This window comes from Streptomyces similanensis (assembly GCF_039543625.1).
In the GTDB taxonomy this organism is placed as follows: domain Bacteria; phylum Actinomycetota; class Actinomycetes; order Streptomycetales; family Streptomycetaceae; genus Streptomyces; species Streptomyces similanensis.
In genome coordinates this window covers 110682-135220 of the sequence record NZ_BAABKC010000086.1, presented here as the reverse complement: position 1 = coordinate 135220, position 24539 = coordinate 110682, and the positions used below count along the sequence as shown (strand labels likewise).

24 protein-coding genes and 1 pseudogene are annotated in these 24539 nt (G+C 73.0%); 16 read left to right on the top strand and 9 right to left on the bottom strand.

Annotated elements, in window-relative coordinates:
• The first annotated feature begins 155 nt into the window (after positions 1 to 155).
• The 3 genes from ABEB07_RS27455 to ABEB07_RS27445 all read left to right on the top strand — a co-directional run bounded on the left by ABEB07_RS27455 (position 156) and on the right by ABEB07_RS27445 (position 1650).
• The gene (locus ABEB07_RS27455) at positions 156 to 857 is read left to right on the top strand and encodes a SanA/YdcF family protein (protein WP_164589152.1); all 702 of its coding nucleotides are present in this window, start codon (positions 156 to 158) and stop codon (positions 855 to 857) included.
• Between the two features lie 71 nt (positions 858 to 928).
• Entirely contained in the window at positions 929 to 1315 is a 387-nt protein-coding gene (locus ABEB07_RS27450) for a type II toxin-antitoxin system RelE/ParE family toxin (RefSeq protein WP_345670757.1), read from the top strand.
• Positions 1312 to 1650: an XRE family transcriptional regulator gene (locus tag ABEB07_RS27445; RefSeq protein WP_345670746.1), complete on the top strand. Its 339-nt coding sequence runs from the start codon at positions 1312 to 1314 to the stop codon at positions 1648 to 1650. The genes ABEB07_RS27450 and ABEB07_RS27445 overlap by 4 nt, the downstream gene beginning before the upstream one ends.
• 45 nt (positions 1651 to 1695) lie before the next feature.
• On the opposite strand, the gene ABEB07_RS27440 is transcribed toward ABEB07_RS27445, so the two are convergent.
• Positions 1696 to 2319: a class F sortase gene (locus ABEB07_RS27440; RefSeq protein WP_345670745.1), complete on the bottom strand. Its 624-nt coding sequence runs from the start codon at positions 2317 to 2319 to the stop codon at positions 1696 to 1698.
• Positions 2320 to 2457: 138 nt separating this feature from the next.
• Complete coding sequence (locus tag ABEB07_RS27435; protein ID WP_345670744.1) at positions 2458 to 3267, bottom strand: hypothetical protein; 810 nt, start codon at positions 3265 to 3267, stop codon at positions 2458 to 2460.
• A gap of 475 nt (positions 3268 to 3742) precedes the next feature.
• Here ABEB07_RS27435 and ABEB07_RS27430 point away from each other — a divergent pair, with 475 nt between their 5' ends.
• Together ABEB07_RS27430 and ABEB07_RS27425 are read left to right on the top strand one after the other, a co-directional pair.
• Positions 3743 to 4360, top strand: a complete 618-nt coding sequence (locus ABEB07_RS27430) for a hypothetical protein (protein WP_345670743.1) — start codon at positions 3743 to 3745, stop codon at positions 4358 to 4360.
• Between the two features lie 126 nt (positions 4361 to 4486).
• Entirely contained in the window at positions 4487 to 5107 is a 621-nt protein-coding gene (locus ABEB07_RS27425; RefSeq protein WP_345670742.1) for a class F sortase, read from the top strand.
• A 7-nt stretch (positions 5108 to 5114) separates the two neighbouring features.
• On the opposite strand, the gene ABEB07_RS27420 is transcribed toward ABEB07_RS27425, so the two are convergent.
• The 4 genes from ABEB07_RS27420 to ABEB07_RS27405 form a co-directional block, all read right to left on the bottom strand.
• Entirely contained in the window at positions 5115 to 5897 is a 783-nt protein-coding gene (locus ABEB07_RS27420; protein ID WP_164583628.1) for a sulfite exporter TauE/SafE family protein, read from the bottom strand.
• A 131-nt stretch (positions 5898 to 6028) separates the two neighbouring features.
• On the bottom strand, positions 6029 to 6682 hold the full coding sequence (locus ABEB07_RS27415) for a response regulator transcription factor (RefSeq protein WP_176148853.1): 654 nt from the start codon (positions 6680 to 6682) through the stop codon (positions 6029 to 6031).
• A 10-nt stretch (positions 6683 to 6692) separates the two neighbouring features.
• Positions 6693 to 8015, bottom strand: coding sequence for a sensor histidine kinase (locus ABEB07_RS27410; RefSeq protein ID WP_345670741.1), 1323 nt, complete (start codon positions 8013 to 8015; stop codon positions 6693 to 6695).
• A gap of 64 nt (positions 8016 to 8079) precedes the next feature.
• The gene (locus ABEB07_RS27405) at positions 8080 to 8631 is read right to left on the bottom strand and encodes a sensor domain-containing protein (RefSeq protein ID WP_345670739.1); all 552 of its coding nucleotides are present in this window, start codon (positions 8629 to 8631) and stop codon (positions 8080 to 8082) included.
• Positions 8632 to 8970: 339 nt separating this feature from the next.
• On the opposite strand from ABEB07_RS27405, the gene nirB reads away from it, so the two are divergent.
• The 8 genes and pseudogenes from nirB (at position 8971) to ABEB07_RS27365 (ending at position 15616) form a co-directional block, all read left to right on the top strand.
• Positions 8971 to 11640, top strand: coding sequence for a nitrite reductase large subunit NirB (gene nirB, locus ABEB07_RS27400; protein ID WP_345670738.1), 2670 nt, complete (start codon positions 8971 to 8973; stop codon positions 11638 to 11640).
• Positions 11637 to 12002 (top strand): nitrite reductase small subunit NirD, encoded by a 366-nt coding sequence (nirD, locus tag ABEB07_RS27395; RefSeq protein WP_176148857.1) that lies wholly within the window; start codon positions 11637 to 11639, stop codon positions 12000 to 12002. Before nirB ends, nirD begins: the two co-directional genes overlap by 4 nt.
• 57 nt (positions 12003 to 12059) lie before the next feature.
• Entirely contained in the window at positions 12060 to 12644 is a 585-nt protein-coding gene (locus tag ABEB07_RS27390; protein WP_345670736.1) for a TetR/AcrR family transcriptional regulator, read from the top strand.
• Between the two features lie 79 nt (positions 12645 to 12723).
• Positions 12724 to 13524, top strand: a complete 801-nt coding sequence (locus tag ABEB07_RS27385) for an SDR family NAD(P)-dependent oxidoreductase (protein ID WP_345670735.1) — start codon at positions 12724 to 12726, stop codon at positions 13522 to 13524.
• Positions 13525 to 13626: 102 nt separating this feature from the next.
• A complete protein-coding gene (locus tag ABEB07_RS27380) occupies positions 13627 to 14352 on the top strand; it encodes a PepSY domain-containing protein (protein WP_345670734.1) in 726 nt (241 codons plus the stop codon).
• A gap of 138 nt (positions 14353 to 14490) precedes the next feature.
• A complete protein-coding gene (locus tag ABEB07_RS27375) occupies positions 14491 to 15096 on the top strand; it encodes a hypothetical protein (protein WP_345670758.1) in 606 nt (201 codons plus the stop codon).
• Positions 15097 to 15411: pseudogene (locus tag ABEB07_RS27370) on the top strand (GNAT family N-acetyltransferase); the annotation flags it as partial. It lies immediately after the preceding gene.
• 37 nt (positions 15412 to 15448) lie between these two features.
• Positions 15449 to 15616, top strand: a complete 168-nt coding sequence (locus ABEB07_RS27365; RefSeq protein ID WP_425589085.1) for a hypothetical protein — start codon at positions 15449 to 15451, stop codon at positions 15614 to 15616.
• A gap of 16 nt (positions 15617 to 15632) precedes the next feature.
• On the opposite strand, the gene ABEB07_RS27360 is transcribed toward ABEB07_RS27365, so the two are convergent.
• On the bottom strand, positions 15633 to 16007 hold the full coding sequence (locus tag ABEB07_RS27360) for a MerR family transcriptional regulator (RefSeq protein WP_345670733.1): 375 nt from the start codon (positions 16005 to 16007) through the stop codon (positions 15633 to 15635).
• A 67-nt stretch (positions 16008 to 16074) separates the two neighbouring features.
• Between ABEB07_RS27360 and ABEB07_RS27355 the strand changes: the two genes are divergently transcribed.
• Complete coding sequence (locus tag ABEB07_RS27355; RefSeq protein WP_345670732.1) at positions 16075 to 16410, top strand: EthD domain-containing protein; 336 nt, start codon at positions 16075 to 16077, stop codon at positions 16408 to 16410.
• Positions 16411 to 16639: 229 nt separating this feature from the next.
• Here ABEB07_RS27355 and ppdK read toward each other — a convergent pair whose 3' ends face one another.
• Positions 16640 to 19387 carry a pyruvate, phosphate dikinase gene (gene ppdK / locus ABEB07_RS27350; RefSeq protein WP_176148865.1) on the bottom strand — a complete coding sequence of 916 codons (2748 nt, stop codon included), beginning with the start codon at positions 19385 to 19387 and terminating at the stop codon, positions 16640 to 16642.
• 494 nt (positions 19388 to 19881) lie between these two features.
• On the opposite strand from ppdK, the gene ABEB07_RS27345 reads away from it, so the two are divergent.
• Positions 19882 to 21768 (top strand): alkaline phosphatase family protein, encoded by a 1887-nt coding sequence (locus ABEB07_RS27345; protein WP_425589084.1) that lies wholly within the window; start codon positions 19882 to 19884, stop codon positions 21766 to 21768.
• Between the two features lie 54 nt (positions 21769 to 21822).
• Here ABEB07_RS27345 and dusB read toward each other — a convergent pair whose 3' ends face one another.
• Positions 21823 to 22968: a tRNA dihydrouridine synthase DusB gene (gene dusB, locus ABEB07_RS27340; protein WP_164583642.1), complete on the bottom strand. Its 1146-nt coding sequence runs from the start codon at positions 22966 to 22968 to the stop codon at positions 21823 to 21825.
• A gap of 105 nt (positions 22969 to 23073) precedes the next feature.
• On the opposite strand from dusB, the gene ABEB07_RS27335 reads away from it, so the two are divergent.
• Positions 23074 to 24525, top strand: a complete 1452-nt coding sequence (locus ABEB07_RS27335; RefSeq protein WP_345670731.1) for an MFS transporter — start codon at positions 23074 to 23076, stop codon at positions 24523 to 24525.
• The last annotated feature ends 14 nt before the right edge of the window (positions 24526 to 24539 follow it).

Here is a 24539-nt window from a genome sequence, read left to right as displayed (position 1 = left end):
GAGGGCGGCGGGGCGAGGGGGCGCGAGGGCGGCGGGGCGAGGGGGCGCGAGGGCGGCGGGGCGAGGGGGGTGTGCTGGGGGCGAACCGGTTTGCTCCGGGGTGCGTCTTCGCTGGTCGAGGGCCGTCCTGGCCGTCCGAGGAGAGGGGCCGAACCATGCGCCGACCGACCGTCCCGCTGTCGCGCCTCCGACCGCGTCCGCCGCGCACCCGTGCGGGCCGGCGGCGGCTGGTGCAGGCCGTGATGGCGGTGTGCGTGCTGGCGCTGCTGCCGGCGACCTGGCTGTACCTGGTCACCGGGGACCGCCTGCGCACCACGGCCGACGCGCCGCGCACCGACGTGGCCATCGTCTTCGGCGCGGGCCTGTGGCACGGCGGCGAGCCGTCGCCATACCTGGCGCACCGCTTGGACGCGGCGGCGAAGCTGTACCACGAGGGCCGGATCAAGGTGGTCCTGGTGACCGGCGACAACAGCCGCGAGGACTACGACGAGCCGGACGCGATGCGCGCCTACCTGACCCGGCACGGCGTGCCGGGCACGCGGATCGTCGGCGACTACGCCGGCTTCGACACCTGGGACTCGTGCGTGCGCGCGAAGAAGGTCTTCGGGGTGGACCGGGCGGTCCTGGTCAGCCAGGGCTTCCACATCCGGCGGGCGGTGGCCCTGTGCGACGCGGCCGGCGTCGACTCCTACGGCGTCGGCGTGGACGCGGTGCACGACGCCACCTGGTACTACGGCGGAACCCGCGAGGTCTTCGCGGCCGGCAAAGCGGCCCTGGACGCCCTGTTCCACCCCGACCCCACCTTCCTGGGCCCCCGCGAACACGGGGTGCAACGGGCGCTGGCGGGGGTGCGGTGAGGGCTGCGGGGGCGCGGTGAGGGCGGGGGCGGCTTCGGTCGTGCGGCGTCGAGGTTAACGCTTGCGTTAACCTGAGCCTCGTGGCTCAATGGGAAGTGGTCCTCGTCGCGGAGGTCGCAGCTTGGTTCGAGGCGCTGGCCGAGCAGGACTGGGACAGTGCCGAGCAGGTGGAGGACGCCATCGACATGCTGGCGACCACGGGCCCGACCCTCGGTCGCCCGTTGGTCGACCGGATCAAGGGCGCCGACCACCATCATCTGAAGGAGTTGCGACCGGGCTCGTCGGGGAACAGTGAGATCCGGATCCTTTTCGCATTCGACCCGGTGCGCCGGGCGGTACTTCTGGTGGCAGGCGACAAAGCAGGGAACTGGCAGCGCTGGTACGACACCGCCATTCCGATCGCCGAACAGCGCTACCGGGCGCATGTGACCGACCTCGAGACGCGGGAGTACGAATGAGTACGGTCAGCTGGGAGGAGACCAAGCGCAGGGCGCGCGAGCGGCGCGAAGCCGCCGGCCTGCCGGTGCGTTCGGCTCAGGAGAAGCAGGCGGCCATGGACAGGCTGACCGCCGAGGTGCGCGCCCACAAGCTCGCGGAGGTTCGACGTGAGCAGGCGCTCACGCAGCGCCAGGTCGCCGCGTCCATGGGGGTCTCAGCACCGCGTGTCTCCGCGATCGAGCATGGTGAGCTGGACCGTGCGGAGGTCTCGACGCTTCGGGCATACGTGGAGGCACTGGGCGGCCGGCTCCGTGTTGTCGCGGACTTCGGCGACGCGGAGTACACGGTCGCCTGAGCCGGCTCGGTCACCACACGGCACCGCGCGGTCGGCGCCGCCGGGTCAGTGTGCTGGGTTCGTCAGGGTGGCGTAGACGATGATGTTGTCCGGGCGGTGGCCGGCGGTGATGGCGCCGCCGCAGGTGATCAGGCGCAGTTGCGGGGTGCTGGTGCTGCCGTAGACCTTCCGGGTGGGGAAGGCGTGCTTGTCGACCTGTTCCAGCGCGGTGACGGTGAAGACGGCGTGGGTGCCGTCCTCGCGGGTGACGTCGACGCGCGCGCCGGGCTTGATCCTGGCGACGTTCCGCATGACCGCCGGGCCGTTCACCGTGTCGTAGTGGCCGACGAGCACGGCGGGGCCCGTCTCGCCGGGGGTGACGCCGTTGCCGTACCAGCCGATGCGGTCGGCCTGGGCGACGGAGGGCACCTCGATCGTGCCGTCGGCGTTGAGGCCCAGTCTCAGCAGGGGGCCGGTGTCGACTCCGGCGGCGGGGATGGTGACGTGGACGGGCGGGGAGGCGGGCATCGGGGCCGGGGTCGCCTCCGGCGCGGAGGCGGTGGGTGCGGCGGTGGCGATGTGCGGGGGCGGTGCGGCCGGCGGTGTGTCCGTCCTACAGCCGCTGAGCGCGACGGCGAGCGGAAGGGCGAGCAGGGTCGCGGCCAGTCGGTGGGCGTGGGGCGGGCGCATGGTCCGGTTCTCCTGACGACCCTGGTCCGGCCCGCTGGGTGCGCGGGCCGGACCGGGACCGGGACGGGGGCGAGTCGTGTGCGGGGGCGGCCGGTGGGCTCCGGCGGGTGGTTCGGCGGGTGGTTCAGCGGGGGGGGTTCAGCGGGTGGGGGTGGCGGCCGCCTTGCGGCGCAGCGCCACGAAGGCGACGCCCGCGGCGCCGAGGGCCGCGGTGGCTCCGCCGACGGCCAGGAGCGTGTCGCCGTGGCCGGCGGGGGCCTCGTAACCGGCCGCCACGCCGCCCTTGGGGACGACAGTGGTCTGGCCGGAGCCCGAGCCGCTGGTCCGGTACGTGAAGCTGCACCCCTTGGGCAGCTTGGGGAACGCGGCGACCGCCGCCGGCTGCCCGCCGCCCTGCGTCTTGGTCAGCAGACGCGGGCTGGCGCTGTTCGGGTCCAGGATCTCCGCGACGATGCCCGCGCTCGCGGGGAGCTTCGGGTGCGTACGGCTCAGCGACAGGCCCGGGATCAGCTTGTCCTCGCCCGAGCCCTGGAAGAGGACGGACGGCCCGGAGGGGCTGATGGTCATCAGGGCCATGGTGCCCGCGCCGATGTTCTGCTTGACCGTCACCACGCACCTCACGGGCGTCACCGGACCCTGCCCGGCCCCGCCGCGGTCGTTCGACGGGGTGGACCGGCTCGGGGAGGGGGTGGCGGAGGCGGTGGCCGTCGCGGGGCCGGTGGCCGTCTCCGTCGGGGCGGCGGTGGCGGGCGCCGTGGTGGAGGCGGACGCGGTCGGCGCGGCGGAGGCGGTGACCGCGGCGGAGGCGGCCGGCTCGGGGGTGCTGTCGGCGAGGGCGGTCACGGCGGAGGCGAGCACCGCACCGGTGACCGCGGCGGAGCCGACGGCCGCGCGCAGCACCCGGCGGCGGCGGGAGGAACGGACGGTGGGCGAAGAGTTCGATATCAACGCAGGAGTACCTTTACGGGAGTTGGCGAGACCGCGGAGTGGACGACGCGCGCACCTGAGCCCTCGGCGAGCGGCCGGAAGGGGCGGAACTGGCCCGTCTGGACGAAAGGCTAGGAAACGCCCACCGGCGGAACCGTGTGCTCCACGTCACAGCACTGCCACAGGCCCCGGAGGCCCGTCCCGGCCCACCCGGCGGGCGCCGCCCCGCGCATCGGATCACCCGTTCACACCCGCGCGCCGCGCCCTTCGGGCGGTTTCCGACACCGCGTCAGGAACACCGCGCTGACCTGCCCAAACGTCCGCCGCCCCGCGCCCCGCGCCCGGCACGCCGGCACCCGTTCACCGTATTTCTGACGTTCCCTCAGGAAGCGCGCGGGCCCGGGTGCCACTTACCTCGGAAGGGCAGGGCGCGGCGACGGCGGCACATGCGGGTGCCGTGGGTCGTGTCCCGTCCGCTGAGCTCTAGGGAGCACCGATGCGACGTACCGTCCGCCCCACGGCCGGGGCCGTGACCGGGGCCGTGACCGGGGCCACGCTCGCCGTCGCCGCCGTGAGCGGGCTCGCCGCGCCCGCCTACGGCGCGGACATCGCTTCCGCCCCCGCACACGCGCCCGGCGCCGCGCTCGTCGCCGCGCCGCGTTCCGGGTCGGCCGCCAGTGGTCTGGAGGTGCTGCCGTACTCGGTGGAGCCGGGCGGTCAGGTGACCGTGAACACCAGGGCGTGCGGCGGCACGGCGGCCGCCGCGGGCGACGCGAGCGCGGTCGGCGCCGGTTCCTTCCCGCTCGCGCCCGGCGCCCGCGACGGCGACGCGAGCGGCGGGTTCCGGGTGCCGGAGAGCGCGCAGCCGGGGACGTACGAGATCGTCGCGGAGTGCGCCGAGGGCGGCCGCGAGGTCCGCGGCGACCTGGTGGTCGCGCTGACCGTCCAGCCGGAGTCGGCGCAGGTGCGGCCCCGGGGAAGTGTGAAGACGGGGGTCGGCGGCGCGCTCGGCCGCGACCCCGTGCAGACCGCGGCCGGAGTGACGGCGCTCGCCGTCGCCGGCGCGGGCGGTACCTGGCTCCTGCATCGCCGGGCGAGAGGCGACGGGATCTGACGGACACCCTCCGCCGTCCGTCCGCCGGTACCGCACGTCCCACCCCCTCCGGGCGACGACGCCCCTCGTCGCCCGGAGGGGGCAGGGCACCACAGGGCCTGTCCGGAAGCCGGAAGAGGGGTTCGCATGCGCAGGATCGGCAACACCGCCATAGCCTCCGTCACCGTCGTCGCCCTCTGCTCGGGCGCGTGGCTCCTGCACAGCGCCGGCACGACGCACGCCCCGCCGCAGCCCGCAGCGGCCGAGGGCACCCCCGACCCCGGCGAGGAGCGGCTCACCGCCCCCGCGCTGCCGCCGTCCCCGCCCACCCGCATCCGCATCCCCTCGATCCGGGTGAACGCCCCCCTCATGGGCCTCGCCCTGACCCCCGCCGGCAGCCTGGACGTGCCGCCCGCCGGCGACAAGAACCTCGCCGGCTGGTACGAGTCCGGCACCACGCCGGGCGAGCGGGGCACCGCAATCGTCGCCGGTCACGTCGACAACACCCAGGGCCCGGCCGTCTTCTACGACCTCGGCGCCCTGAAGAAGGGCAGCCGCATCGAGGTGGACCGGCGCGACGGCGGCGTGGCCGTGTTCACGGTGGACGCGATCGAGGTGTACCAGGCCAAGGACTTCCCCGACGACAAGGTCTACGGCGCGGCCGCGCGCCCCGAGCTACGGGTGATCACCTGCGGCGGCGGCTACTCCAGGGCGACCGGCTACCAGGGCAACGTGGTGGTCTTCGCCCACCTGACGGGCAGCCGCTGAGGCGCGTCTACGCCACCCACTGCTGGTAGGCGAGGTTCGCGACCAGGGCGAAGACCACCGTCAGCAGGACGACGCGGACGAAGCCGCTGCCCTTCTTCAGCGCGGTGTGCGCGCCCAGCATGCCGCCGGCCAGGTTGAACACGGCCATGACGGCGGCCAGTTGCCACAGGATCACGCCCTGCCAGGCGAAGGTGGCCAGCGCGCCCGCGTTGGTGCAGCAGTTGACGATCTTGGCGGTGGCGGAGGCGGTCACCAGGTCCAGGTGGAGCACGGCGGTCAGCGCCAGGACCAGGAAGGTGCCGGTGCCGGGGCCGATGAAGCCGTCGTAGAAGCCGATGCCGAGGCCCGCGAGGCCGATCGCCGCGAGGATCCGCCGGCGGGAGGCCGGGCCCGGCGCCGGGGCGGTGCCGAAGGCGGGCCGCAGGATCACGAACGCGCCGACCGCCAGCAGCACCACCATGATCACCGGCTTGAGCACGTCGGTGCTCATCCCGGCCGCGAAGAACGCCCCGGCACAGGACCCGGCGAGCGCCGCCAGGCCGATGCGCACGGCGGTGCGGACGTCCACCGGGGCCCGGCGGGCGTACGTCACCGCCGCGCCGGTCGTGCCGACGATGGCGACCGCCTTGTTGGTGCCCAGCGCGGACGCGGCCGGGGTGGAGCCGGGCAGCCCGAGCAGCAGCACCGGCAGCAGCAGGAGCCCGCCCCCGCCGACCACGGCGTCGATCCAGCCGGCCGCGAGCGCGGCGAGGCAGAGCAGGGCGACGACGGTCAGCGATATGTCGGGCATGATCACGAGCCTAGGGAGCGAACACGTGTGCGGTCCATGGAGCTGAGGGACTTCTGAGCTTCCGGGTGGGCGCTCCGCCGGCGGCGGGGTTCCTGGGCTTCCGGGGGCGGGCGCACCGCCGACGCCGCGGTTCAGGCCGCCCGGACGCTCTCCAGGTACCGCAGCACCGCCAGCACCCGCCGGTGTCCCGTCGGGGACGGCGGCAGGCCGAGCTTGGCGAAGATGTTGCCGATGTGCTTCTCCACCGCGCGTTCGGAGACGGTGAACGCGGTGGCGATGGACTGGTTGGTCCGGCCCTCGGCCATCAGCGCGAGCACCTCGCGCTCGCGCGGCGTGAGGGTGTCCAGGGCCGTGGCGCGGCGGCTCGCGCCGAACAGCTGGGCGACCACCTCGGGGTCGAGCGCCGTGCCCCCGGACGCGACCCGCTCCAGCGCCGCGACGAACTCCCCGATCTCCACGACCCGTTCCTTGAGCAGATAGCCGAACCCGGCGGGCTCGGCGAGCAGTCGGGCCGCGTACGTCGTCTCCACGTACTGGGAGAACAGCAGCACGCCGGTGCCGGGGTGTTCGGCGCGCAGCCGCAGGGCGGCGCGTACGCCCTCGTCGGTCTGGGTGGGCGGCAGCCGGATGTCGATCACCGCGACGTCGGGCGCGTGCTCGGCGACGGCGGCGAGCAGCGTCTGCGCGTCGGCCACGGCCGCCACGGTCTCCACCCCGCGCAGCTCCAGCAGCTGGACCAGGCCCTCGCGCAGCAGCGCGGAATCCTCGGCGACGACGACGCGCATCCCACTCCCCTCACCCCGCCCGCCGCAACGGCAGGTCGACGGTGACCACCGTAGGGCCTCCGGGCGGGCTGTCGCAGGTCAGTGTGCCGTCCACGGTGCGGACGCGGGCCAGCAGGCCGGTGAGTCCGGAGCCGGTCCCGACGGCCGCGCCGCCCCGCCCGTCGTCGGCGACGCGCAGCCGGAGCCGGCCGCCGGTGGCCGTGACGTCGATCCGGGCGGCCCGCGCGCCGCTGTGCTTGGCGGCGTTGGCGAGGAGTTCGGCGGCGCAGAAGTAGGCGATGGATTCCAGGGCCGGACTGGGGCGGGTCTCGACGCCGGCGGTGAGCGTGACGGGCAGGGCGCTGTCGGCGGCCAGGGTGGCCAGGGCCGCGTCGAGGCCGTCGTCCAGGACCGGCGGGTGGATGCCCTTGACCAGGTGGCGCAGGTCGGCGACGGCCCGGGTGGCGCCCTCGCGGGCGGTGTCGACGGCGGCCAGGACACGGGCGGGGTCGGCGCCCGCGGTCACCAGTTCGCGGATCACGGTGAGGTGCATGCCCAGGCCGACCAGGCGGGCCTGCGTGCCGTCGTGCAGGTCGCGTTCGATGCGGCGCAGGGTGGCGGCGGCGTCGTCCACGGCCTGGGCGCGGGTCTCCTCCAGGGTGCGGATGCGGCGGTCCGCCGCGTCCGGTCCGAGCAGCGCGGTGAGCAGCGCCCGGTGCGGGGCGAGGGCGTGGCGCAGCAGGTGCGGGGCGGCGGCCAGGAGCAGCACTCCGGCGGTGACGGGGATCAGCGAGCGCGGCCAGGTGTCGAGCTGGTGGCCGAGAATCTCCAGGGAGACGTGGGTGACCGAGCCGTCGGGGTGGTGGACGGTCCGGTAGTTCACGCGCGCGAGGAGCGGATGGAGGGTGAACAGCGCGCCGTACACGTATCCGACGGCCGCGGCGGCGTAGGGGAGGACCGCGGTGAGCGGGGACAGCGCCATGCACCCGGCCGCCTTCCAGCCCGCGCGCCGGGCCGGCAGGGCGCGCCAGGCGCGCGGGCCGGTCCCCGGGACGGGCGCCGGGGTGGGCGCCGGGGTGGGCGCCGGGGTGGGCGCCGGGGCCTCGATGCGGAGTCCCAGCAGCCCGCGGGCCAGCGCGCGGTGCAGGGCGCCGAGGGCCAGTTCCCCGCGCAGCAGACCGGCCAGCAGCCACGGTCCCAGCGCGGTCACCGAGAGCAGGGCGCCGAACGCCAGGCCGGCCAGGGTGAGCCAGCAACTCACGACGCCGAGCGGGAAGGCGAGCACCGCGTAGAGCAGGGCGGCCAGAGCGCGCGGACCGAAGGTGGCCGTGAACAGGGAGCGGAGGCGCTGCATGGAGCCAACCTAGGAGATCACGTCGGCGGGACGAGTGGTCCGTCATGACGGCGGTGGACGGCCGTCAGGACAGCAGCGCGCGGGCGATGCGGACTTGCAGCGCGGCCATCGCGCGGCCCAGCCACGGCATGAGCAGCGCGAAGCCGCCGCCGCCGACGGCCGCGTGGAAGGCCCAGGCGCCCGCGAAGGTGGGGCCGCCCCAGGAGTCGGCGTAGTCGGAGCCGACGCGCAGCGGCCAGCCGAGGTTCATCGGGACGACCGACCAGCCGTACAGGGTGACGGCCACGACCAGGAGGTTCACGGGGGTGGCGAGCAGCGCGTGCAGCAGGCCGCGCCGGTTTCCGGGCAGCTCGACGCCCAGGAAGCGGCGCAGGAGCCCGCGTTGCAGCCGCCCGGCCCGGCGGCTGACCAGCGCGAACGGCACGCACAGGACGCCGGTCGGCAGGGCGAGCACCGCGTAGGCGACCCTGCGCCAGGCGGCCGCCGTGAACGGCTCGCGCAGCACGCGCCGTACGCGGACGGCGGCGGAGTCCCGGACGGGGGATGTGGACGCGGGCGTGGACGTGGATTCAGGTGCGGGTGCGGATGTGGAGGCGGGTGCGGGTGCGGTGGTCATGGTGATTCCCCCTGAAGCCGGAGTGCGGGCCGGGCCGCGGGCCCGGGCGGGTGCCGGTGGAAGCCGACGCCTGTCAGCCTTCCGCCCGCGCCGCCCGGCCGCGAGGGTGCCTCCACGGAGCCCGGAGGTTCGGTTGACCCCACCCCCGGCCGCCCCGCGCCTTCCCTCGGCCGCCCTCCCCCGGCCGCCCCGCGTCCTCCCCGGCCAGCCCCTCACACCCACCCCGGGACGGCACTGAGGGCAGCGTTCCGCCGGGGAAACAGGCGGGATGCCGAGGGGTAACGTCCGCGCCGCAGGCTCGGGGCACGCGTCACCCGCTCATCCCGACGGAGGCTCCCGATGTCCACGACGGCCCTTGGCGCCCGGTCCCGCCCCACGCTCGTGCTCGTCGGCCACGGCATGGTCGGCCAGCGCTTCCTGGAGGCGCTGGCCGAGCGCGGCCTGACCGGCACGCACCGCGTGGTCGTGCTGTGCGAGGAGCCGCGCCCCGCCTACGACCGGGTCCGGCTCAGCTCGTACTTCTCCGGCCGCACACCCGACGAACTCTCGCTCACCGACGCGGAGTTCATCGACGGCCACGGCATCGAGCTGCACGTCGGCGATCCGGCGGCGGCCGTGGACCGTACGGCCCGTATCGTCACCGCCCGCTCGGGCCTGACCGTCGGCTACGACGTACTGGTCCTGGCCACCGGCTCCGCCCCCTTCGTGCCGCCGGTGCCCGGCAAGGACGCCGAGGGCTGCTTCGTCTACCGCACCGTCGAGGACCTGCTCGCCATCGAGGCGTACGCGAAGGCGGGGGCGCGGACCGGCGCGGTGGTCGGCGGCGGGCTGCTCGGACTGGAGGCGGCCGGCGCGCTCAAAGGGCTCGGACTGGCCACCCACATCGTGGAGTTCGCGCCGCGCCTGATGCCCGCGCAGGTCGACGACGGCGGCGGCGCGGCGCTGCTGCGCACCGTCGAGGAGCTGGGCCTGAGCGTGCGCACCGGCGCCGGCACCCGGGAGATCACGGTCGGCCCGGACGGCGCGGTGACCGGCATGGTCCTGTCCGACGGCTCCGAACTCGCCGCCGACATGGTGGTGTTCTCCGCCGGGGTCCGCCCGCGCGACCAGCTGGCCCGCGCCTGCGGGCTCACCGTCGGCGAGCGCGGCGGCATCGTGGTGGACGCGCGCTGCCGCACGGTCGCCGACCCGCGCGTGTTCGCGATCGGCGAGTGCGCCCAGGCGGTGGACGGCCGGGTGTACGGCCTGGTCGCGCCCGGCTACGAGCAGGCCGAGACGGCGGCCGCCGCCCTCGCCGACGGCGAGTCCTCCGCGCTGACGTTCACCGGCGCCGACCTGTCCACCAAACTGAAGCTGCTCGGCGTGGCCGTGGCCTCCTTCGGCGACGCGCACGGCGCCGGCGGCGACTGCCTGGACGTGGTCTACTCCGACTCCCGCGCGGGCCTGTACAAGAAGCTGGTCATCGGGCGGGACGGCACGCTGCGGGGCGGCATCCTGGTCGGCGACGCGGAGGCGTACGGCACGCTGCGCGCGTTCACCGGGACGGTGCCGCCCGTCGCCCCCGAGTCGCTGGTGCTGCCCGCGGGCGCCGGCGCCCCGGCCGGCCTCGGCCCCGCGGCCCTGCCCGAGGAGGCGGTGGTCTGCTCCTGCCACAACGTCACCAAGGCCGCGATCTGCGGCGCGGTCGCCGACCACGGCTGCCGCACCGTGCCCGAGGTGAAGAAGTGCACCAAGGCCGGTACCGGCTGCGGCGGTTGCGTCAAGGTGGTCACCCAGCTGGTGGACGCCGGACTGGCGGCGGCCGGCGTCGAGAGGGACCAAGGGCTGTGCGGCTGCTTCGCGCACACCCGCGAGGAGCTGTACGAGATCGTCCTCGCCCTGCGCATCGCCTCCTACCGCCAACTGCTGGACGGCTACGGCCGCCAGGAGGCGCGCGGCGGCGACGGCTGCGAGATCTGCAAGCCGGCCGTGGCCTCGGTCATCGCCTCGCTCGCCCCGTCGATCGGCGCCGACGGTTACGTACTGGCCGGTGAGCAGGCCGCGTTGCAGGACACCAACGACCACTTCCTGGCCAACCTCCAGAAGAACGGCTCCTACTCGGTGGTGCCGCGCGTCCCCGGCGGCGAGATCGCGCCCGAGAAACTGATCGTGATCGGTGAGGTCGCCCGGGACTTCGGCCTCTACACGAAGATCACCGGCGGTCAGCGGATCGACATGTTCGGCGCCCGCGTCGAGCAGCTGCCGTCCATCTGGGCGCGGTTGGTGGACGCCGGGTTCGAGTCGGGTCATGCGTACGGCAAGTCGCTGCGCACCGTGAAGTCCTGTGTGGGACGGACCTGGTGCCGCTACGGCGTCCAGGACTCGGTGCGCATGGCGATCGACCTGGAGCTGCGCTACCGGGGGCTGCGCTCCCCGCACAAGCTGAAGTCGGCGGTGTCGGGCTGCGCCCGCGAGTGCGCGGAGGCCCGGTCGAAGGACTTCGGCGTGATCGCCACCGCCCACGGCTGGAACCTGTACGTCGGCGGCAACGGCGGCGCCACCCCGCGCCACGCGGACCTGCTGGCCCAGGACCTGTCCGACGCCGAACTGGTCCGGCTGATCGACCGGTTCCTGATGTTCTACCTCCGCACCGCCGACCGGCTGGAACGCACCAGCGTATGGCTGGAGCGGCTGCCCGGCGGCCTGGACCACGTACGGGACGTGGTGGTCCACGACGCGCTCGGCATCTGCGCCGAACTGGAGTCGCTGATGGCCGCGCACGTCTCCCACTACCGCGACGAGTGGGCCGAGACGATCGACGACCCGGAGAAGCTCGCCCGGTTCGTCTCCTTCGTCAACGCCCCGGACACCCCCGACCCGGTCGTCGCCTTCGTCCCCGAGCGCGACCAGATCAAGCCCGATCTGCCGCTGCTGACCCTCGGCCTGCCGCCCCGCCGCGCCTCCGGCTCCGCCGGGGCGGCGGACGGCGGCGCCCCGGCCGACGTACTGGAAGGAAGCACGCCGCGATGACCCTCGCCCCCGAGACCACCGGCCTGAAGGTCCAACTCCTCCTCGACGGCGGCTGGTTCGCGCTGTGCGACCTGAGCGCGCTGCTGCCCGGCCGCGGGGTCGCCGCGCTGCTGCCGGACGGCCGGCAGGCGGCCCTGTTCCAGGACCGGTCCGGCCGCCTCTACGCCGTCGACAACCGCGATCCGTTCACCGGCGCGGCGGTCCTCTCCCGCGGCCTGACCGGCACCGACCGGGGCCGCCCGTTCGTCGCCTCCCCGCTGCTCAAGCAGCGCTTCGACCTGTCCTCGGGCCAGTGCCTGGACGACGAGACGGTGCGGGTGCGGACGTACGAGGTGCGGACGTACGAGGTGCGGGCGCGGTAGCGGCCTTAGAACTTGCATTCTTGACCGATCGTTCTCGTTTCCTCTAGGGTTCCGGTCATGGCCAGGACCAAGGAGTTCGACCCCGACGCGGCGTTGCAGGCGGCCCTGGAGCTGTTCTGGCGGCGCGGCTACGAGGCGACGTCGATGGCCGACCTGGTCGAGCACCTGGGGATCGGCCGGGCCAGCCTGTACGCCACCTTCGGCAACAAGCACGAGCTGTACCTGAAGGCGCTGGCGCGCTACGAGCGGGCGGGCATGGCGCGGATCACGGACGAACTGTCCCGGCCCGGCCCCGCCCTGCCGGCCGTCCGCGCCCTCGTACGCCGCTACGGCACCGAGGCCACCCACGCCGGCCTGCGGCTGAACGGCTGCATGATCACCAACACGGCCGCCGAGCTGGCCCCGCACGATCCGGCCGCCGCACGGCACGTCGAGCGCAACTGGGACCATCTGGAGACCCTGCTGCACTCCGCCCTGGTCCGCGCCCGGGCCGAGGGCGAGCTGCCCGCCGGGCGCGACCCGCTCGCCCTGGCCCGCACCCTGCTGGTGCTGCTCCAGGGCGTACGGATCGTCGGCAAGGCGACGGCGGACCCGGTCCGCGTCCGCGACGCGGTGGAGCAGGCGCTGGCCCTGCTGGACTGAGACGAGCGCGCCCCGACGAGACGGGCGCGCTTCTTTTTCACCGCATAATGAACCGAACGGTCAAGATAAGGGGAGAGTCATGACCACCACTTCACCCGCCGCCCTCCTGGGCGCCGCCGCCCGCGCCCGCTTCACCGACCGCACCGCACTCGTCTCCGGGGCCGGCTCCGGCATCGGCCGCGCGGTGGCGCTCGCCCTGGCCGCCGAGGGCGCCCGGGTCGTGGTCGCCGGACGCCGCCGGGAGCCGCTGGAGGAGACGGTCGCGCTGATCGAGGAGCGGGGCGGCAAGGCGCTCGCGGTGACCGCCGACGTCTCCCGCGCCGCCGACGCCGAGGCGCTGGTCGCGGCCGCCGTGGACCGCTTCGGCTCGCTGGACGTCGCGGTGAACAACGCCGGGATCTTCCGGGGCGGCGCCGCGGCCGACCTCCCGGAGCAGGACTGGCACGACCAGCTCGCCGTCAACGTCACCGGCGTCTACCTGGCCCTCAAGGCACAGGTGCGGCAGATGCGGAGCCAGCCGTCCGGCGGCGCGATCGTCAACGTCTCCTCCACCTTCGGCCCGCACGCCGCCTCCCCGGGGGCCGCCGCGTACGCCGCCACCAAGGCCGCCGTGACGGCGCTGAGCCGGGGCGCGGCCCTGGACCACATCCGCGAGGGCGTCCGCGTCAACGTGGTGAGCCCCGGAGCGACCGCCACGCGGATGTCACTCAGGCCGGGCGAGACCGAGTCGGACCGCACCGAACGCGCCCGGGCCACGCTGCCCCTGGGCCGGATCTCGGCCACCGAGGAGGTCGCCGCGGCCGTCCTGTACCTGGCCTCCGACGAGGCGGCCTCGCTCGTCGGCACCGACCTGGTGATCGACAGCGGCGCCTCCCTCTGACCCGCACAATGGCCGCCCCGCCTCCGGAGCCGGGGCGGCCATTGTGGTGATTTGTCCGGCGAGTCGGTGTCGCGCCGCGCGGCGGCGGTTACCCACAGTGGTATGACCACTGCGCGACGTCTCCCGCCCCTGTGTTCGATCGCCGCGATCTGCGCCCTGGGCGGCTCCGCTCTTCTGATGACTGGCTGTTCGGGCACCTCGACCGGGTCGAGTGTCGCCGAGGCGGCCGCGGCCAGTCCCACCTCCACCGCCTCGCCCTCCCCCTCCAAGTCGCTGACCCAGGACCAGACCGAGCGCCGGGACCTGTGGTCCAAGACGAAGGTCACCTGGGACAAGGCGGCCGGCACCGCCGTCAAGGAGGTCTCCGGCGGCAAGCTCGTCGCCATCGAACTGAAGGGCGTCTCCCACAACGCCAAGTCCTCGCCGACCGGCACGCCCACCGCCGCCACCCCGAACCCGGCCCCCGCCGCGGGCGCCCCGGAGTGGCAGGCCAAGGTCGCCTCGGCCGACGGCACGGTCCACTGGGTGGAGGTCGACGCCGCCAACGGCAAGGTCTTCCGCAGCCAGGCCGAGCCGGACCAGGACGCCGACGACCGCCGCAAGATCGCCGACCGGCTCGCCAAGGCCACCCAGACCCCGGCCCAGGCGGTCAAGACGGCCACCGACAAGACCAAGGGCCAGGTCTCCGCGGTCAGCCTGGACGAGAACGACAAGAAGCTCGTCTGGTCCGTCGACGTCGTCTCCCCCGACCACGACTACACCAAGACGACGTACGACATCGACGCGGCGAAGGGCACGGTCGTCCGCGAACACACCGACCACGACTGACCGACCCCACCCCCACCCACCCGAACGGGGCGGCATCCCACACTGGATGCCGCCCCTGTGTTTTCTCCGCGTACGAACCCACGTGCCATCGGCTACGGTGGCGCCGCCCCCGGCCCCTTTCCGACAGGAGACACCACGATGTCCGATGGCATTGCCTGGGTCGCCGAAGGCCAGCCGCTGCCGGGCGGATACTGCCTGATCCTCGCCCGCGGCCTCACCCCCGAAGACCTCGTGCGACGCCTGGTTCCCGACACACAGCCGCGCCCAGTGGGCCCGCGCACTCAGGAGGCGTTCGAGGACGAGCTGCGGGAGCTGTCGCGTGCAACCGGTCGCACCTACCCCATGGCGGGTGTTCGGTACGGATCGGTGGGTGATCTCGCTTTCGCTGTGGGCTGCGGACAGTGGGAATTCGCGCTGGGGCGGCATGACACGCCGGCCATCTGGGAGGGCGACGTCCACACGTACGAGCTGTACTACTTCGCCGAACATCCGAATGTCCCGGAGCCGCACTTCCGCTACGGTCACGAGGGCAGGGTGCGGTTGAGTTCCGACATCGACACCGAAGAGGCTCCCTACCTCTTCGACGTCGACGGCGACGATGCCGACCTGGTCGCCGACATGGAAAATGCCGCCGAAGTCGCTCCGGCACTTCCCCTACTCGAACGGCGCTTCGGACTGACCCTGCCGAAAGAGCTGATCCTCACCGGCGAACTGCCCGCCGCAGTCATCAAGAGCCCCCAGTAGACGCTGCCCGTGTCCGACGAGGTGAGCCGCGAGGACGGTCACCGCACCTTCGGCCTCATGGAGCTGGCCGTACGACCGATGTGGCGCGGGAACGGCATCACCCGCCGCCTGCACGGGACGCTGCTCGGCGCCCTCGACGCCGAGCGTGTGCTGCTCGACGTCCATCCGGCGAGCGAGGCGGCGCGGGCCGCCTACCGGTCGTGGGGCTACCGCAAGGTCGGTGAGGCGATCCCGTGGGACGGCGCCGCCCTTCATGACGTGCTGATACTCGACTTGGGCCGGGCGCCGACGCGGGATGGCATGCCTCGCTCCTAGGGGCGGACACCGGCTGCGTCGGGGCAGCCGTGGCGGCATGCCGCCGGCCGTCGACCGCGAGAGCTGCAAACAGCGCAACGCTGTCGAGCGCTGCATCAACCGCCTGAAGCAGTGGCGCGGCCTCACCACCCGCTACGACAAGACCGCCGCCGTCTACCTGGCCGGACTCCACGTCGCGCGTGTCTTACTGCGGGCCGCGTGCTGATCCGATCGTCCCCGGTTCAGGGAGCGTCGGCCGCCGACCGTGTCAGGTAGGCGTGGTTGTCCTCGATGAGGTGGTCCAGCGCGGCCCTGGCGGCGGCGAGGGCGTCGATGGCCTCGGACAGCCGGGCCCGCTCGCGGCCCATGATGTCCAGTGCCTGCCGCGCCCTGTCCTCGGTCGGCTCGGCCATGCAGGGCGCCATCTCGGCGATGGTGCTGCTGGGCACGCCCGCCGCCAGGAACGCCTGGATGAGGCGCACCCGCTGAACGTGCTCGTCCTCGTAGTGGCGCTGTCCGGTGGGTGAGCGGGAGCTGACGAGCAGGCCCTGCTCCTCGTAGTAGCGCAGAGACCGGCGGCTGGCTCCCGTCCGCGCGGACAGTTCACCGATCCGCATGCCGGACTCCTCCCCTGCTGATGGCTCACTTGCCCCTCACACCGATGTGAGCTTTTAGGTTAACTCCATGCTGAAGCTCATCTTCATGATCAACCGCGTCGAGGGAATGCCGTACGAGCGTTTCGTCGAACACCACCGGGACCGGCACGCGCCGCTGTTCACCTCCATCCCGGAGGCGGAGCGCTACGTGCGCAAGTACACCGTGTCCCACCCGGTCCCCGCCGAGAACTATCCGCCCCGGGCCTACGACGGCCTGACGGAGATCTGGTTCGAGAACTGGGAGGACCATGACGCCTTCTTCGCCTCCGAGAACTACCGGACGCTGGTCAACCCCGACGAAGCACGCTTCATCGACATGGAGTCGGTGGCCGTGATGGTCACCGAGGAGAAGACGGTCATCTGACGGGCCGGCTCGACGGACGGATACCGGCACACGACGAAAAGGGCGGCATCCCCGCACAGGACGCCGCCCCCTTTTCGTGGGCCGGAGGCCCCGTCGTGATCGGTCTTGAGGGTCGGGGACCACGACGAGGACTCCGGGGTCGCGGGGAGGGCCGGCGGTCACCGCCGCCCTCCGAGGTCAGCGGTGGTCGCCGCCCTCCGAGGTCAGCGGTGGTCGCTGCCCTCCGAGGTCAGCGGTGGTCGCTGCCCTCCGACTGGGAGGCCGCGCGGCCGGCTTCCAGGCGGGCCACCGGGATGCGGAACGGCGAGCAGGAGACGTAGTCCAGGCCCACCTCGTGGAAGAAGTGGACGGACTCCGGGTCGCCGCCGTGCTCGCCGCAGACACCGAGCTTGAGGTCGGGGCGGGTGGCCCGGCCGGCCTTGGCCGCGGCCTTGACCAGCGAGCCGACGCCGTCCTTGTCGATCGTCTCGAACGGGCTGACGCCGAAGATGCCCTTCTCCAGGTACGCGGTGAAGAAGCTCGCCTCCACGTCGTCGCGGCTGAAGCCCCACACCGTCTGGGTCAGGTCGTTGGTGCCGAAGGAGAAGAACTCCGCGGCCTCCGCGATCTGGCCGGCGGTGAGCGCGGCGCGCGGCAGCTCGATCATCGTGCCGATCGCCAGCTTGAGCTTCGTGCCGGTGGCCTCCTCCACCTCCGCGATGACCTTGTCGGCCTCGTCGCGGACGATCTCCAGCTCCTGCACGGTGCCGACCAGCGGGATCATGATCTCGGCGCGCGGGTCGCCCTTGGCGTTGCGGCGCTCGGCGGCGGCCTCGGCGATGGCGCGGACCTGCATGGTGAACAGGCCGGGGATGACCAGGCCGAGGCGTACGCCGCGCAGGCCCAGCATCGGGTTCTGCTCGTGCAGCCGGTGCACGGCCTGGAGCAGGCGCAGCTCGTTCTCGTGCGGCTCCTGGCGGGACTCGGCGAGCGCCACCCGCACCGACAGCTCGGTGATGTCGGGCAGGAACTCGTGCAGCGGCGGGTCGAGCAGGCGGACGGTGACCGGCAGGCCGTCCATCGCCTCGAACAGCTCCACGAAGTCCTTCTTCTGGAGCGGCAGCAGCTGCTTGAGGGACTCCTCGCGCTCGTCCTGCGTGTCGGCGAGGATCAGCCGCTCCACCAGCTCGCGGCGGTCGCCGAGGAACATGTGCTCGGTGCGGCACAGGCCGATGCCCTGGGCGCCGAAGCGGCGGGCGCGCAACGCGTCCTCGGCGTTGTCGGCGTTGGCGCGCACCCGCAGGCGGCGCTTGCGGTCGGCGAAGGCCATGATCCGGTGCACGGCCTCGACCAGCTCGTCGGCGTCGTCGGCGCCGGCGTGCATCCGGCCCTCGAAGTACTCCACGACCGGGGAGGGCACCACCGGCACCTCGCCGAGGTAGACCTTGCCCGAGGAGCCGTCGATGGAGATCACGTCGCCCTCCTCGACGACGTGCCCGCCGGGCACCGTCATCCGGCGGCGCTTGGTGTCGACCTCCAGCTCCTCCGCGCCGCAGACACAGGTCTTGCCCATGCCGCGGGCGACGACGGCCGCGTGCGAGGTCTTGCCGCCGCGCGAGGTCAGGATGCCCTCGGCGGCGATCATGCCGTCCAGGTCGTCGGGGTTGGTCTCCCGGCGCACCAGGATGACCTTCTCGCCCGAGCGGGACCACTTCACGGCGGTGTACGAGTCGAAGACCGCCTTGCCGACCGCGGCGCCCGGCGAGGCGGCGATGCCCCGGCCGACCTGGGCGACCTTCGCGCCGTCGTCGAAGCGCGGGAACATCAGCTGGGCGAGCTGGGCGCCGGTGACGCGCTGGAGGGCCTCGGCCTCGTCGATCAGGCCCTGGTCGACGAGCTGGGTGGCGATGCGGAAGGCGGCGCCGGCGGTGCGCTTGCCGACGCGGGTCTGGAGCATCCACAGCTGGCCGCGCTCGATGGTGAACTCGATGTCGCAGAGATCCAGGTAGTGGTTCTCCAGGGTCTCCATGATCTTCATCAGCTGGTCGTACGACTTCTTGTCGATCTGCTCCAGCTCGGCGAGCGCGACGGTGTTGCGGATGCCCGCGACGACGTCCTCGCCCTGCGCGTTCTGGAGGTAGTCGCCGTAGACGCCCTGGTGGCCGGAGGCGGGGTCGCGGGTGAAGGCGACGCCGGTGCCGGAGTCGGGGCCGAGGTTGCCGAAGACCATGGAGCAGACGTTGACGGCGGTGCCCAGGTCGTGCGGGATGCGCTCCTGGCGGCGGTAGAGCTTGGCGCGCTCGCCGTTCCACGAGTCGAAGACCGCCTTGATGGCGAGGTCCATCTGCTCGCGCGGGTCCTGCGGGAAGTCGCGGCCGGCCTCCTTCTTGACGATCTTCTTGAAGGTGGTGACCAGCTTCTTGAGGTCGGCGGCCTCCAGCTCGGTGTCGACCGCGACCTTCTTCGCCGCCTTGGCCGCCTCCAGGGCGTCCTCGAAGAGCTCGCCGTCGACGCCCAGGACGGTCTTGCCGAACATCTGGATGAGGCGGCGGTAGGAGTCCCAGGCGAAGCGGTCGTCGCCGGCCTGCTTGGCCAGGCCCTGGACCGACTTGTCGGACAGACCGATGTTCAGGACGGTGTCCATCATGCCGGGCATGGAGAACTTCGCGCCGGAGCGGACGGAGACGAGCAGCGGGTCGTCGGCCTGGCCGAGCTTCTTGCCCATCTTCTGCTCGAGGGAGTCGAGGTGCGCGCTCACCTCGTCACGCAGTGCCACCGGCTCCTCGCCGCTGTCGAGGTAGACCTTGCAGGCCTCGGTGGTGATCGTGAAGCCCGGAGGGACCGGAAGGCCCAGGTTGGTCATCTCGGCGAGGTTGGCGCCCTTGCCGCCGAGGAGGTCCTTGAGGTCCTTGTTGCCCTCGGTGAAGTCGTAGACGAACTTCACGCCCTCAACGCTGTTGCCGCGTTCGGCTACCTGGGGATCTTTGTTTTCCGACACGGGTCTCGACTCCTCGAGGACGCGGTGGCTGCCCTGACGGCGAGGAACATACCCAGATCGAAGGCTTGTGGGTACGTCCACTCGTGCGTCATGCGCCCGTAACCAGCGGTCCGCCAGCGGATCGAAAGTCAAGGGTTGGCAAGTCGTCAGGGCCGATGTTTTCACTTCTTGAACGAAAGGGGGCCTCCAGGTGGACTATTTCGCTCATCTGAGCGGCCAATTCTACGAGTGAGTTCGATCGATGAACGATCAGACCGTGGCACTCAGTGCCATCTCTTGATGAGGTGCAGTCGCCCATGATCCGCTCATCTGAGCGCATGGCTTATCAAGGGTGGCGAGAATCACGCTGCCACACGGCCCCGGATTTCACCATGCGGACGTGTATTCGGTCGCCGCGTGAACGGCCCCGGCCGGCGGGCCGTACGGCACTGCGGCGGCCCCTTCCCTCCCAGGCAACCGCCACTTCTGCGCCGCCGCAACGGAAGGACCCCTGGGTGCCCCACCAGACGACCCCGCCCCGCCCCCCGGACACGGAACCCGCCGCCTCCCCCGAGCCGGACGAACCGGACGGCCCCACGGACTCCCCCGAACCGGACGGCCCCGCAGCCTCCCCCGAGCCAGAGGAACAGGGCGTCTCCCCAGGCCCCCGCTTCCCCCGCGCCCCGAAAGCCCTCCGCGTCCCGCACCCCCGCGCCCCGCACCCCCGCGCCCTGCGCCGGGCCAAGCACCGCTGGCAGGCCGCGCACCCGCGCGCCGCCCGCGCGTTCTCCCTCGCCCTCACCCTCGCCGCCCTCGCCCTCGTCCTGCTCGCGCTGCTGCTGCCGAACAAGCGCGAGCAGTTCCACCCGGCCGCGTTCCTGCGGCTGCCCGTGGAGGCGCTGCTCGGGGCCGCCGTGCTGATCGCGCTGCCGCGGCGGGCGAGGACCGTGACCGCCGCGCTCGGCGGCGCCGCGCTCGGCGCGCTGACCGCGCTGAACCTGACCGACGTCGAGTTCAACCAGTACCTCGGCCGCAGCTTCGACGTCGTCCTGGACTGGCAGCTCCTGGACGACGCGCGGTCCTACCTCGCCGACACCCTCGGCGGCGCCGTCGCCTCGCTGGCCGCCGTGGGCGCCGTCCTGCTGGTGCTGACGCTGCTCGCCCTGACCGCCCTCGCGACGGTCCGCGTCGGGAACGCCCTCGGCCGCGACCGCTCCCGCGCGACCCGCGCCCTGCTGCTGCTCTGCGCCCTGTGGATGACCTGTTCGTCGCTGAACGTCCAGGTCGGCGGCGTGCCCGTGGCCTCGGAGCACACCGTCGCCATGCTCAGGTACCACGAGCAGGCGCTGCGCTCCACGCTCCGCGACGAACGCGCGTTCGCGAAGACGGCGCAGGCGGACGCGTTCGGCGCCACGCCGGGCAGTCAGCTCGTGCCCGACCTGCGCGGCAAGGACATGATCTTCACCTTCATCGAGAGCTACGGCCGCAGCGCGATCGAGGACCCGGTCATGGCGCCCGGCGTCGACCGGACGCTCGACGCGAGCACCGCGGCGCTGAAGAAGGCCGGCTTCCGCGCCGAGAGCGGCTGGCTGACCTCGGCGACGTACGGCGGCGGCAGCTGGCTCGGGCACTCCACCTTCATGTCGGGCCTGTGGGTCGACAACCAGAACCGCTACCGCACGGTGACCTCGGGCGACCACCTCACCCTGACCGAGGCGTTCAGGAAGACCGGCGCCTGGGACACGGTCGGCGTCATGCCGGGCGTGCAGAAGGGCTGGCCGGAGGCGAAGTGGTACGGCCTGGACAAGGTCTACGACGCCTTCCGGCTGGGCTACCGCGGCCCGAAGTTCAGCTGGTCGACCATGCCCGACCAGTACGCCCTGGAGGCGTTCCAGCGCCTGGCGCACGGAAAGAAGCACGACAAGCCGCTGACCTCGTTCGTCATCCTGACCTCCAGCCACCAGCCCTGGGCGCCGATCCCGGAAATGGTCGACTGGGACCGGCTCGGCGACGGCTCGGTCTTCCGGGGCATCGAGGCGGCGGGCACCCGCCCGCAGGACGTCATCACCGACCAGGCCCGCTCCCGCGAGGAGTACGGCAAGTCGGTCCAGTACTCGGTGACCGCGCTGACCCAGTGGCTCCAGCGCTACGGCACCGACGACACCGTCCTGGTCGTCCTCGGCGACCACCAGCCCATCGCCCGGGTCAGCGGCGACCACGCCAGCCGGGACGTGCCGGTCTCGATCGTCGCCAAGGACCCGAAGGTGCTGGACCGGATCGCGAGCTGGGGGTGGACGGACGGACTGCGGCCCGCGCACGGCGCGCCGGTGTGGAGGATGAGCGCCTTCCGCGACCGCTTCCTGACCGCGTACGGCTCCACCCCGCACCCCTCGAAGGACTGAGCCGCCGCCCGCGCAGCCCCCGGCGGCAGCCGCTCGACCGCCAAAGGCAGCCGCTCAGCCGCCGGAGGTGTCCAGCTCCGCGTCCTCCGTCACGCCCGCGCAGTCGTACGGGTCCTTCAGCCAGCCGTCCGGCAGCACCACCCGGTTGTTGCCGGACGTACGGCCGCGCGGCCCGTCCGCGCCCACCGGCCACGCCTGGTCGAGGTCCAGCTCGTCCAGTCCCGCGCGCAGCTCGGCCAGCGACGCGGTGATCGCGAGCCGCTTGCGCATCTCGGAGCCGACCGCGAAGCCCTTCAGGTACCAGGCGACGTGCTTGCGGAAGTCGATGACGCCGCGCGCCTCGTCGCCGATCCACTCGCCGAGCAGGGCGGCGTGCCGCACCATCGCGTCGGCGACCTCGCGCAGGGTGGGCCGTACGAAGTCGTCGGGGCGGCCCTCGAAGGCGGCGACCAGGTCGGCGAAGAGCCACGGGCGGCCCAGGCAGCCGCGGCCGACGACCACGCCGTCGCAGCCGGTCTCGCGCACCATCCTGAGGGCGTCCTCGGCCGACCAGATGTCGCCGTTGCCGAGCACCGGGATCTCGGGCACGTGCTCCTTGAGGCGCGCGATGGCGTCCCAGTCGGCGGTGCCGCCGTAGTGCTGGGCGGTGGTGCGGCCGTGCAGCGCGATGGCGCTCGCGCCCTCCTCGACGGCGATGCGGCCGGCGTCGAGGTAGGTGAGGTGGTCGTCGTCGATGCCCTTGCGCATCTTCATGGTGACCGGCAGGTCGCCGGCCCCACTGACCGCCTCGCGCACGATGGCGCGCAGCAGGTTGCGCTTGTAGGGCAGGGCGGAGCCGCCGCCCTTGCGGGTCACCTTGGGCACCGGGCAGCCGAAGTTCAGGTCGATGTGGTCGGCGAGGTCCTCCTCCGCGATCATGCGGACGGCCTTGCCGACGGTCGCCGGGTCGACGCCGTACAGCTGGATCGAGCGCGGCCGCTCGCTCGCGTCGAACCTGATCAGCTGCATCGTCTTCTCGTTGCGCTCGACCAGGGCCCGGGTGGTGATCATCTCGCTGACGAACAGGCCCTTGCCGCCGCTGAACTCCCGGCACAGGGTGCGGAAGGGGGCGTTGGTGATCCCGGCCATGGGGGCCAGGACGACCGGCGGCGAAACCGTGTGCGGACCGATGCGCAGCGGGGACTCGGGGGTGGTGGGCATTCCCCCATTGTCGCGTACCGCCGGGGAGGCCCCGCCCCGGATCCCGGAGAATCTTGTATCGGTAATTAGTTAACCGCACTATCGAAGTCCCGTACGATGGAACACATGCCCGAGCTGAGCCACCGCCGACGGCTGCTGGTGCTCGCGATCTGCTGCATGAGCCTGCTGATCGTGAGCATCGACAACACCGTCCTGAACGTCGCCCTCCCCTCCATGCAGCGCGAGCTGCACGCGAGCACGTCCGGACTCCAGTGGACCATCGACGCCTACACGCTGGTGCTCGCCTCGCTGCTGATGCTGGCCGGCTCCACCGCCGACCGGATCGGCCGCAAACGGGTCTTCATGACGGGCCTGATCGTCTTCGGCGTCGGCTCGCTGCTCTGCTCGCTGGCCCCCAACCTCGAACTGCTGATCGTCTTCCGCATGGTGCAGGCGGTCGGCGGCTCGATGCTCAACCCGGTCGCCATGTCGATCATCACCAACACCTTCACCGACCCGCGCGAGCGCGCCCGCGCGATCGGCGTGTGGGGCGCGGTGGTCGGCATCTCCATGGCCGCCGGACCGCTGGTCGGCGGCCTGCTGGTGGAGTCGGTCGGCTGGCGCTCCATCTTCTGGATCAACCTGCCGGTCGCCCTGGCCGCGCTGCTGCTCACCCTGCGCTTCGTCCCGGAGTCCCGCGCGCCGAAGGCCCGCCGTCCCGACCCGGTCGGCCAGGTGCTGGTGATCGCCCTGTTCGGGGCGCTGACGTACGCGATCATCGAGGCCCCGGGCGCGAGCCTCGCCCAGGTCGTCCCGTTCGCCGTCGTCGCCCTCGCCGCCCTGACCGGCCTGCTCGTCTACGAGCCGCGCCGCGCCGAACCCCTGATCGACCTGCGCTTCTTCCGCTCCGCGCCGTTCAGCGGGGCAACCGTCATCGCGGTCAGCGCGTTCGCCGCGCTCGGCGGCTTCTTGTTCCTGTCCACGCTGTACCTCCAGAACGTCCGCGGCCTGGACGCCCTGCACGCGGGCCTGTGGATGCTGCCGATGGCGCTGCCCACCTTCCTGTGCGCGCCGCTCTCCGGACGCCTGGTGGGCACCCGGGGGCCGCGGCTGCCGCTGCTGGTGGCCGGGGCGGCGATGACGGTCAGCGCGGTGCTGTTCGCCGCCTTCGAGGCCGAGACCTCGGACCTGACGCTCGTGATCGGCTACGTCCTGTTCGGCATCGGCTTCGGCTTCGTCAACGCCCCGATCACCAACACCGCCGTCTCCGGGATGCCGCGCGCCCAGGCGGGCGTCGCCGCGGCCGTCGCCTCCACCAGCCGGCAGCTCGGCCAGACCCTCGGCGTCGCCGTCGTCGGCGCGCTGCTCGCCTCCGGCGTCGGCTCCTCCGGCTACCGGGACGCCTTCGTCTCGGCCGCCCGCCCCGGCTGGTGGGTGCTGGTGTTCTGCGGCGCGGCGGTCCTCGTCCTCGGCGCGCTCACCTCGGGCCGCTGGGCCCGCCGCACGGCCCAGCACACCGCCGACCGCCTCCAGGAGAACGAGGTCCGCGAGGCGGCGGGCGTGAACGCGCACGCCTGACCCGACCGACCACA

Coding starts and splice junctions, on each gene's coding strand:
- ABEB07_RS27455 (WP_164589152.1), top strand. CDS start 156: ATGCGCCGACCGACCGTCCCGCTGTCGCGCCTCCGACCGCGTCCGCCG.
- ABEB07_RS27445 (WP_345670746.1), top strand. CDS start 1,312: ATGAGTACGGTCAGCTGGGAGGAGACCAAGCGCAGGGCGCGCGAGCGG.
- ABEB07_RS27440 (WP_345670745.1), bottom strand. CDS start 2,319: ATGCGCCCGCCCCACGCCCACCGACTGGCCGCGACCCTGCTCGCCCTT.
- ABEB07_RS27430 (WP_345670743.1), top strand. CDS start 3,743: ATGCGACGTACCGTCCGCCCCACGGCCGGGGCCGTGACCGGGGCCGTG.
- ABEB07_RS27425 (WP_345670742.1), top strand. CDS start 4,487: ATGCGCAGGATCGGCAACACCGCCATAGCCTCCGTCACCGTCGTCGCC.
- ABEB07_RS27420 (WP_164583628.1), bottom strand. CDS start 5,897: ATGCCCGACATATCGCTGACCGTCGTCGCCCTGCTCTGCCTCGCCGCG.
- ABEB07_RS27415 (WP_176148853.1), bottom strand. CDS start 6,682: ATGCGCGTCGTCGTCGCCGAGGATTCCGCGCTGCTGCGCGAGGGCCTG.
- ABEB07_RS27410 (WP_345670741.1), bottom strand. CDS start 8,015: ATGCAGCGCCTCCGCTCCCTGTTCACGGCCACCTTCGGTCCGCGCGCT.
- ABEB07_RS27405 (WP_345670739.1), bottom strand. CDS start 8,631: ATGACCACCGCACCCGCACCCGCCTCCACATCCGCACCCGCACCTGAA.
- nirB (WP_345670738.1), top strand. CDS start 8,971: ATGTCCACGACGGCCCTTGGCGCCCGGTCCCGCCCCACGCTCGTGCTC.
- nirD (WP_176148857.1), top strand. CDS start 11,637: ATGACCCTCGCCCCCGAGACCACCGGCCTGAAGGTCCAACTCCTCCTC.
- ABEB07_RS27390 (WP_345670736.1), top strand. CDS start 12,060: ATGGCCAGGACCAAGGAGTTCGACCCCGACGCGGCGTTGCAGGCGGCC.
- ABEB07_RS27385 (WP_345670735.1), top strand. CDS start 12,724: ATGACCACCACTTCACCCGCCGCCCTCCTGGGCGCCGCCGCCCGCGCC.
- ABEB07_RS27380 (WP_345670734.1), top strand. CDS start 13,627: ATGACCACTGCGCGACGTCTCCCGCCCCTGTGTTCGATCGCCGCGATC.
- ABEB07_RS27375 (WP_345670758.1), top strand. CDS start 14,491: ATGTCCGATGGCATTGCCTGGGTCGCCGAAGGCCAGCCGCTGCCGGGC.
- ABEB07_RS27365 (WP_425589085.1), top strand. CDS start 15,449: ATGCCGCCGGCCGTCGACCGCGAGAGCTGCAAACAGCGCAACGCTGTC.
- ABEB07_RS27360 (WP_345670733.1), bottom strand. CDS start 16,007: ATGCGGATCGGTGAACTGTCCGCGCGGACGGGAGCCAGCCGCCGGTCT.
- ABEB07_RS27355 (WP_345670732.1), top strand. CDS start 16,075: ATGCTGAAGCTCATCTTCATGATCAACCGCGTCGAGGGAATGCCGTAC.
- dusB (WP_164583642.1), bottom strand. CDS start 22,968: ATGCCCACCACCCCCGAGTCCCCGCTGCGCATCGGTCCGCACACGGTT.
- ABEB07_RS27335 (WP_345670731.1), top strand. CDS start 23,074: ATGCCCGAGCTGAGCCACCGCCGACGGCTGCTGGTGCTCGCGATCTGC.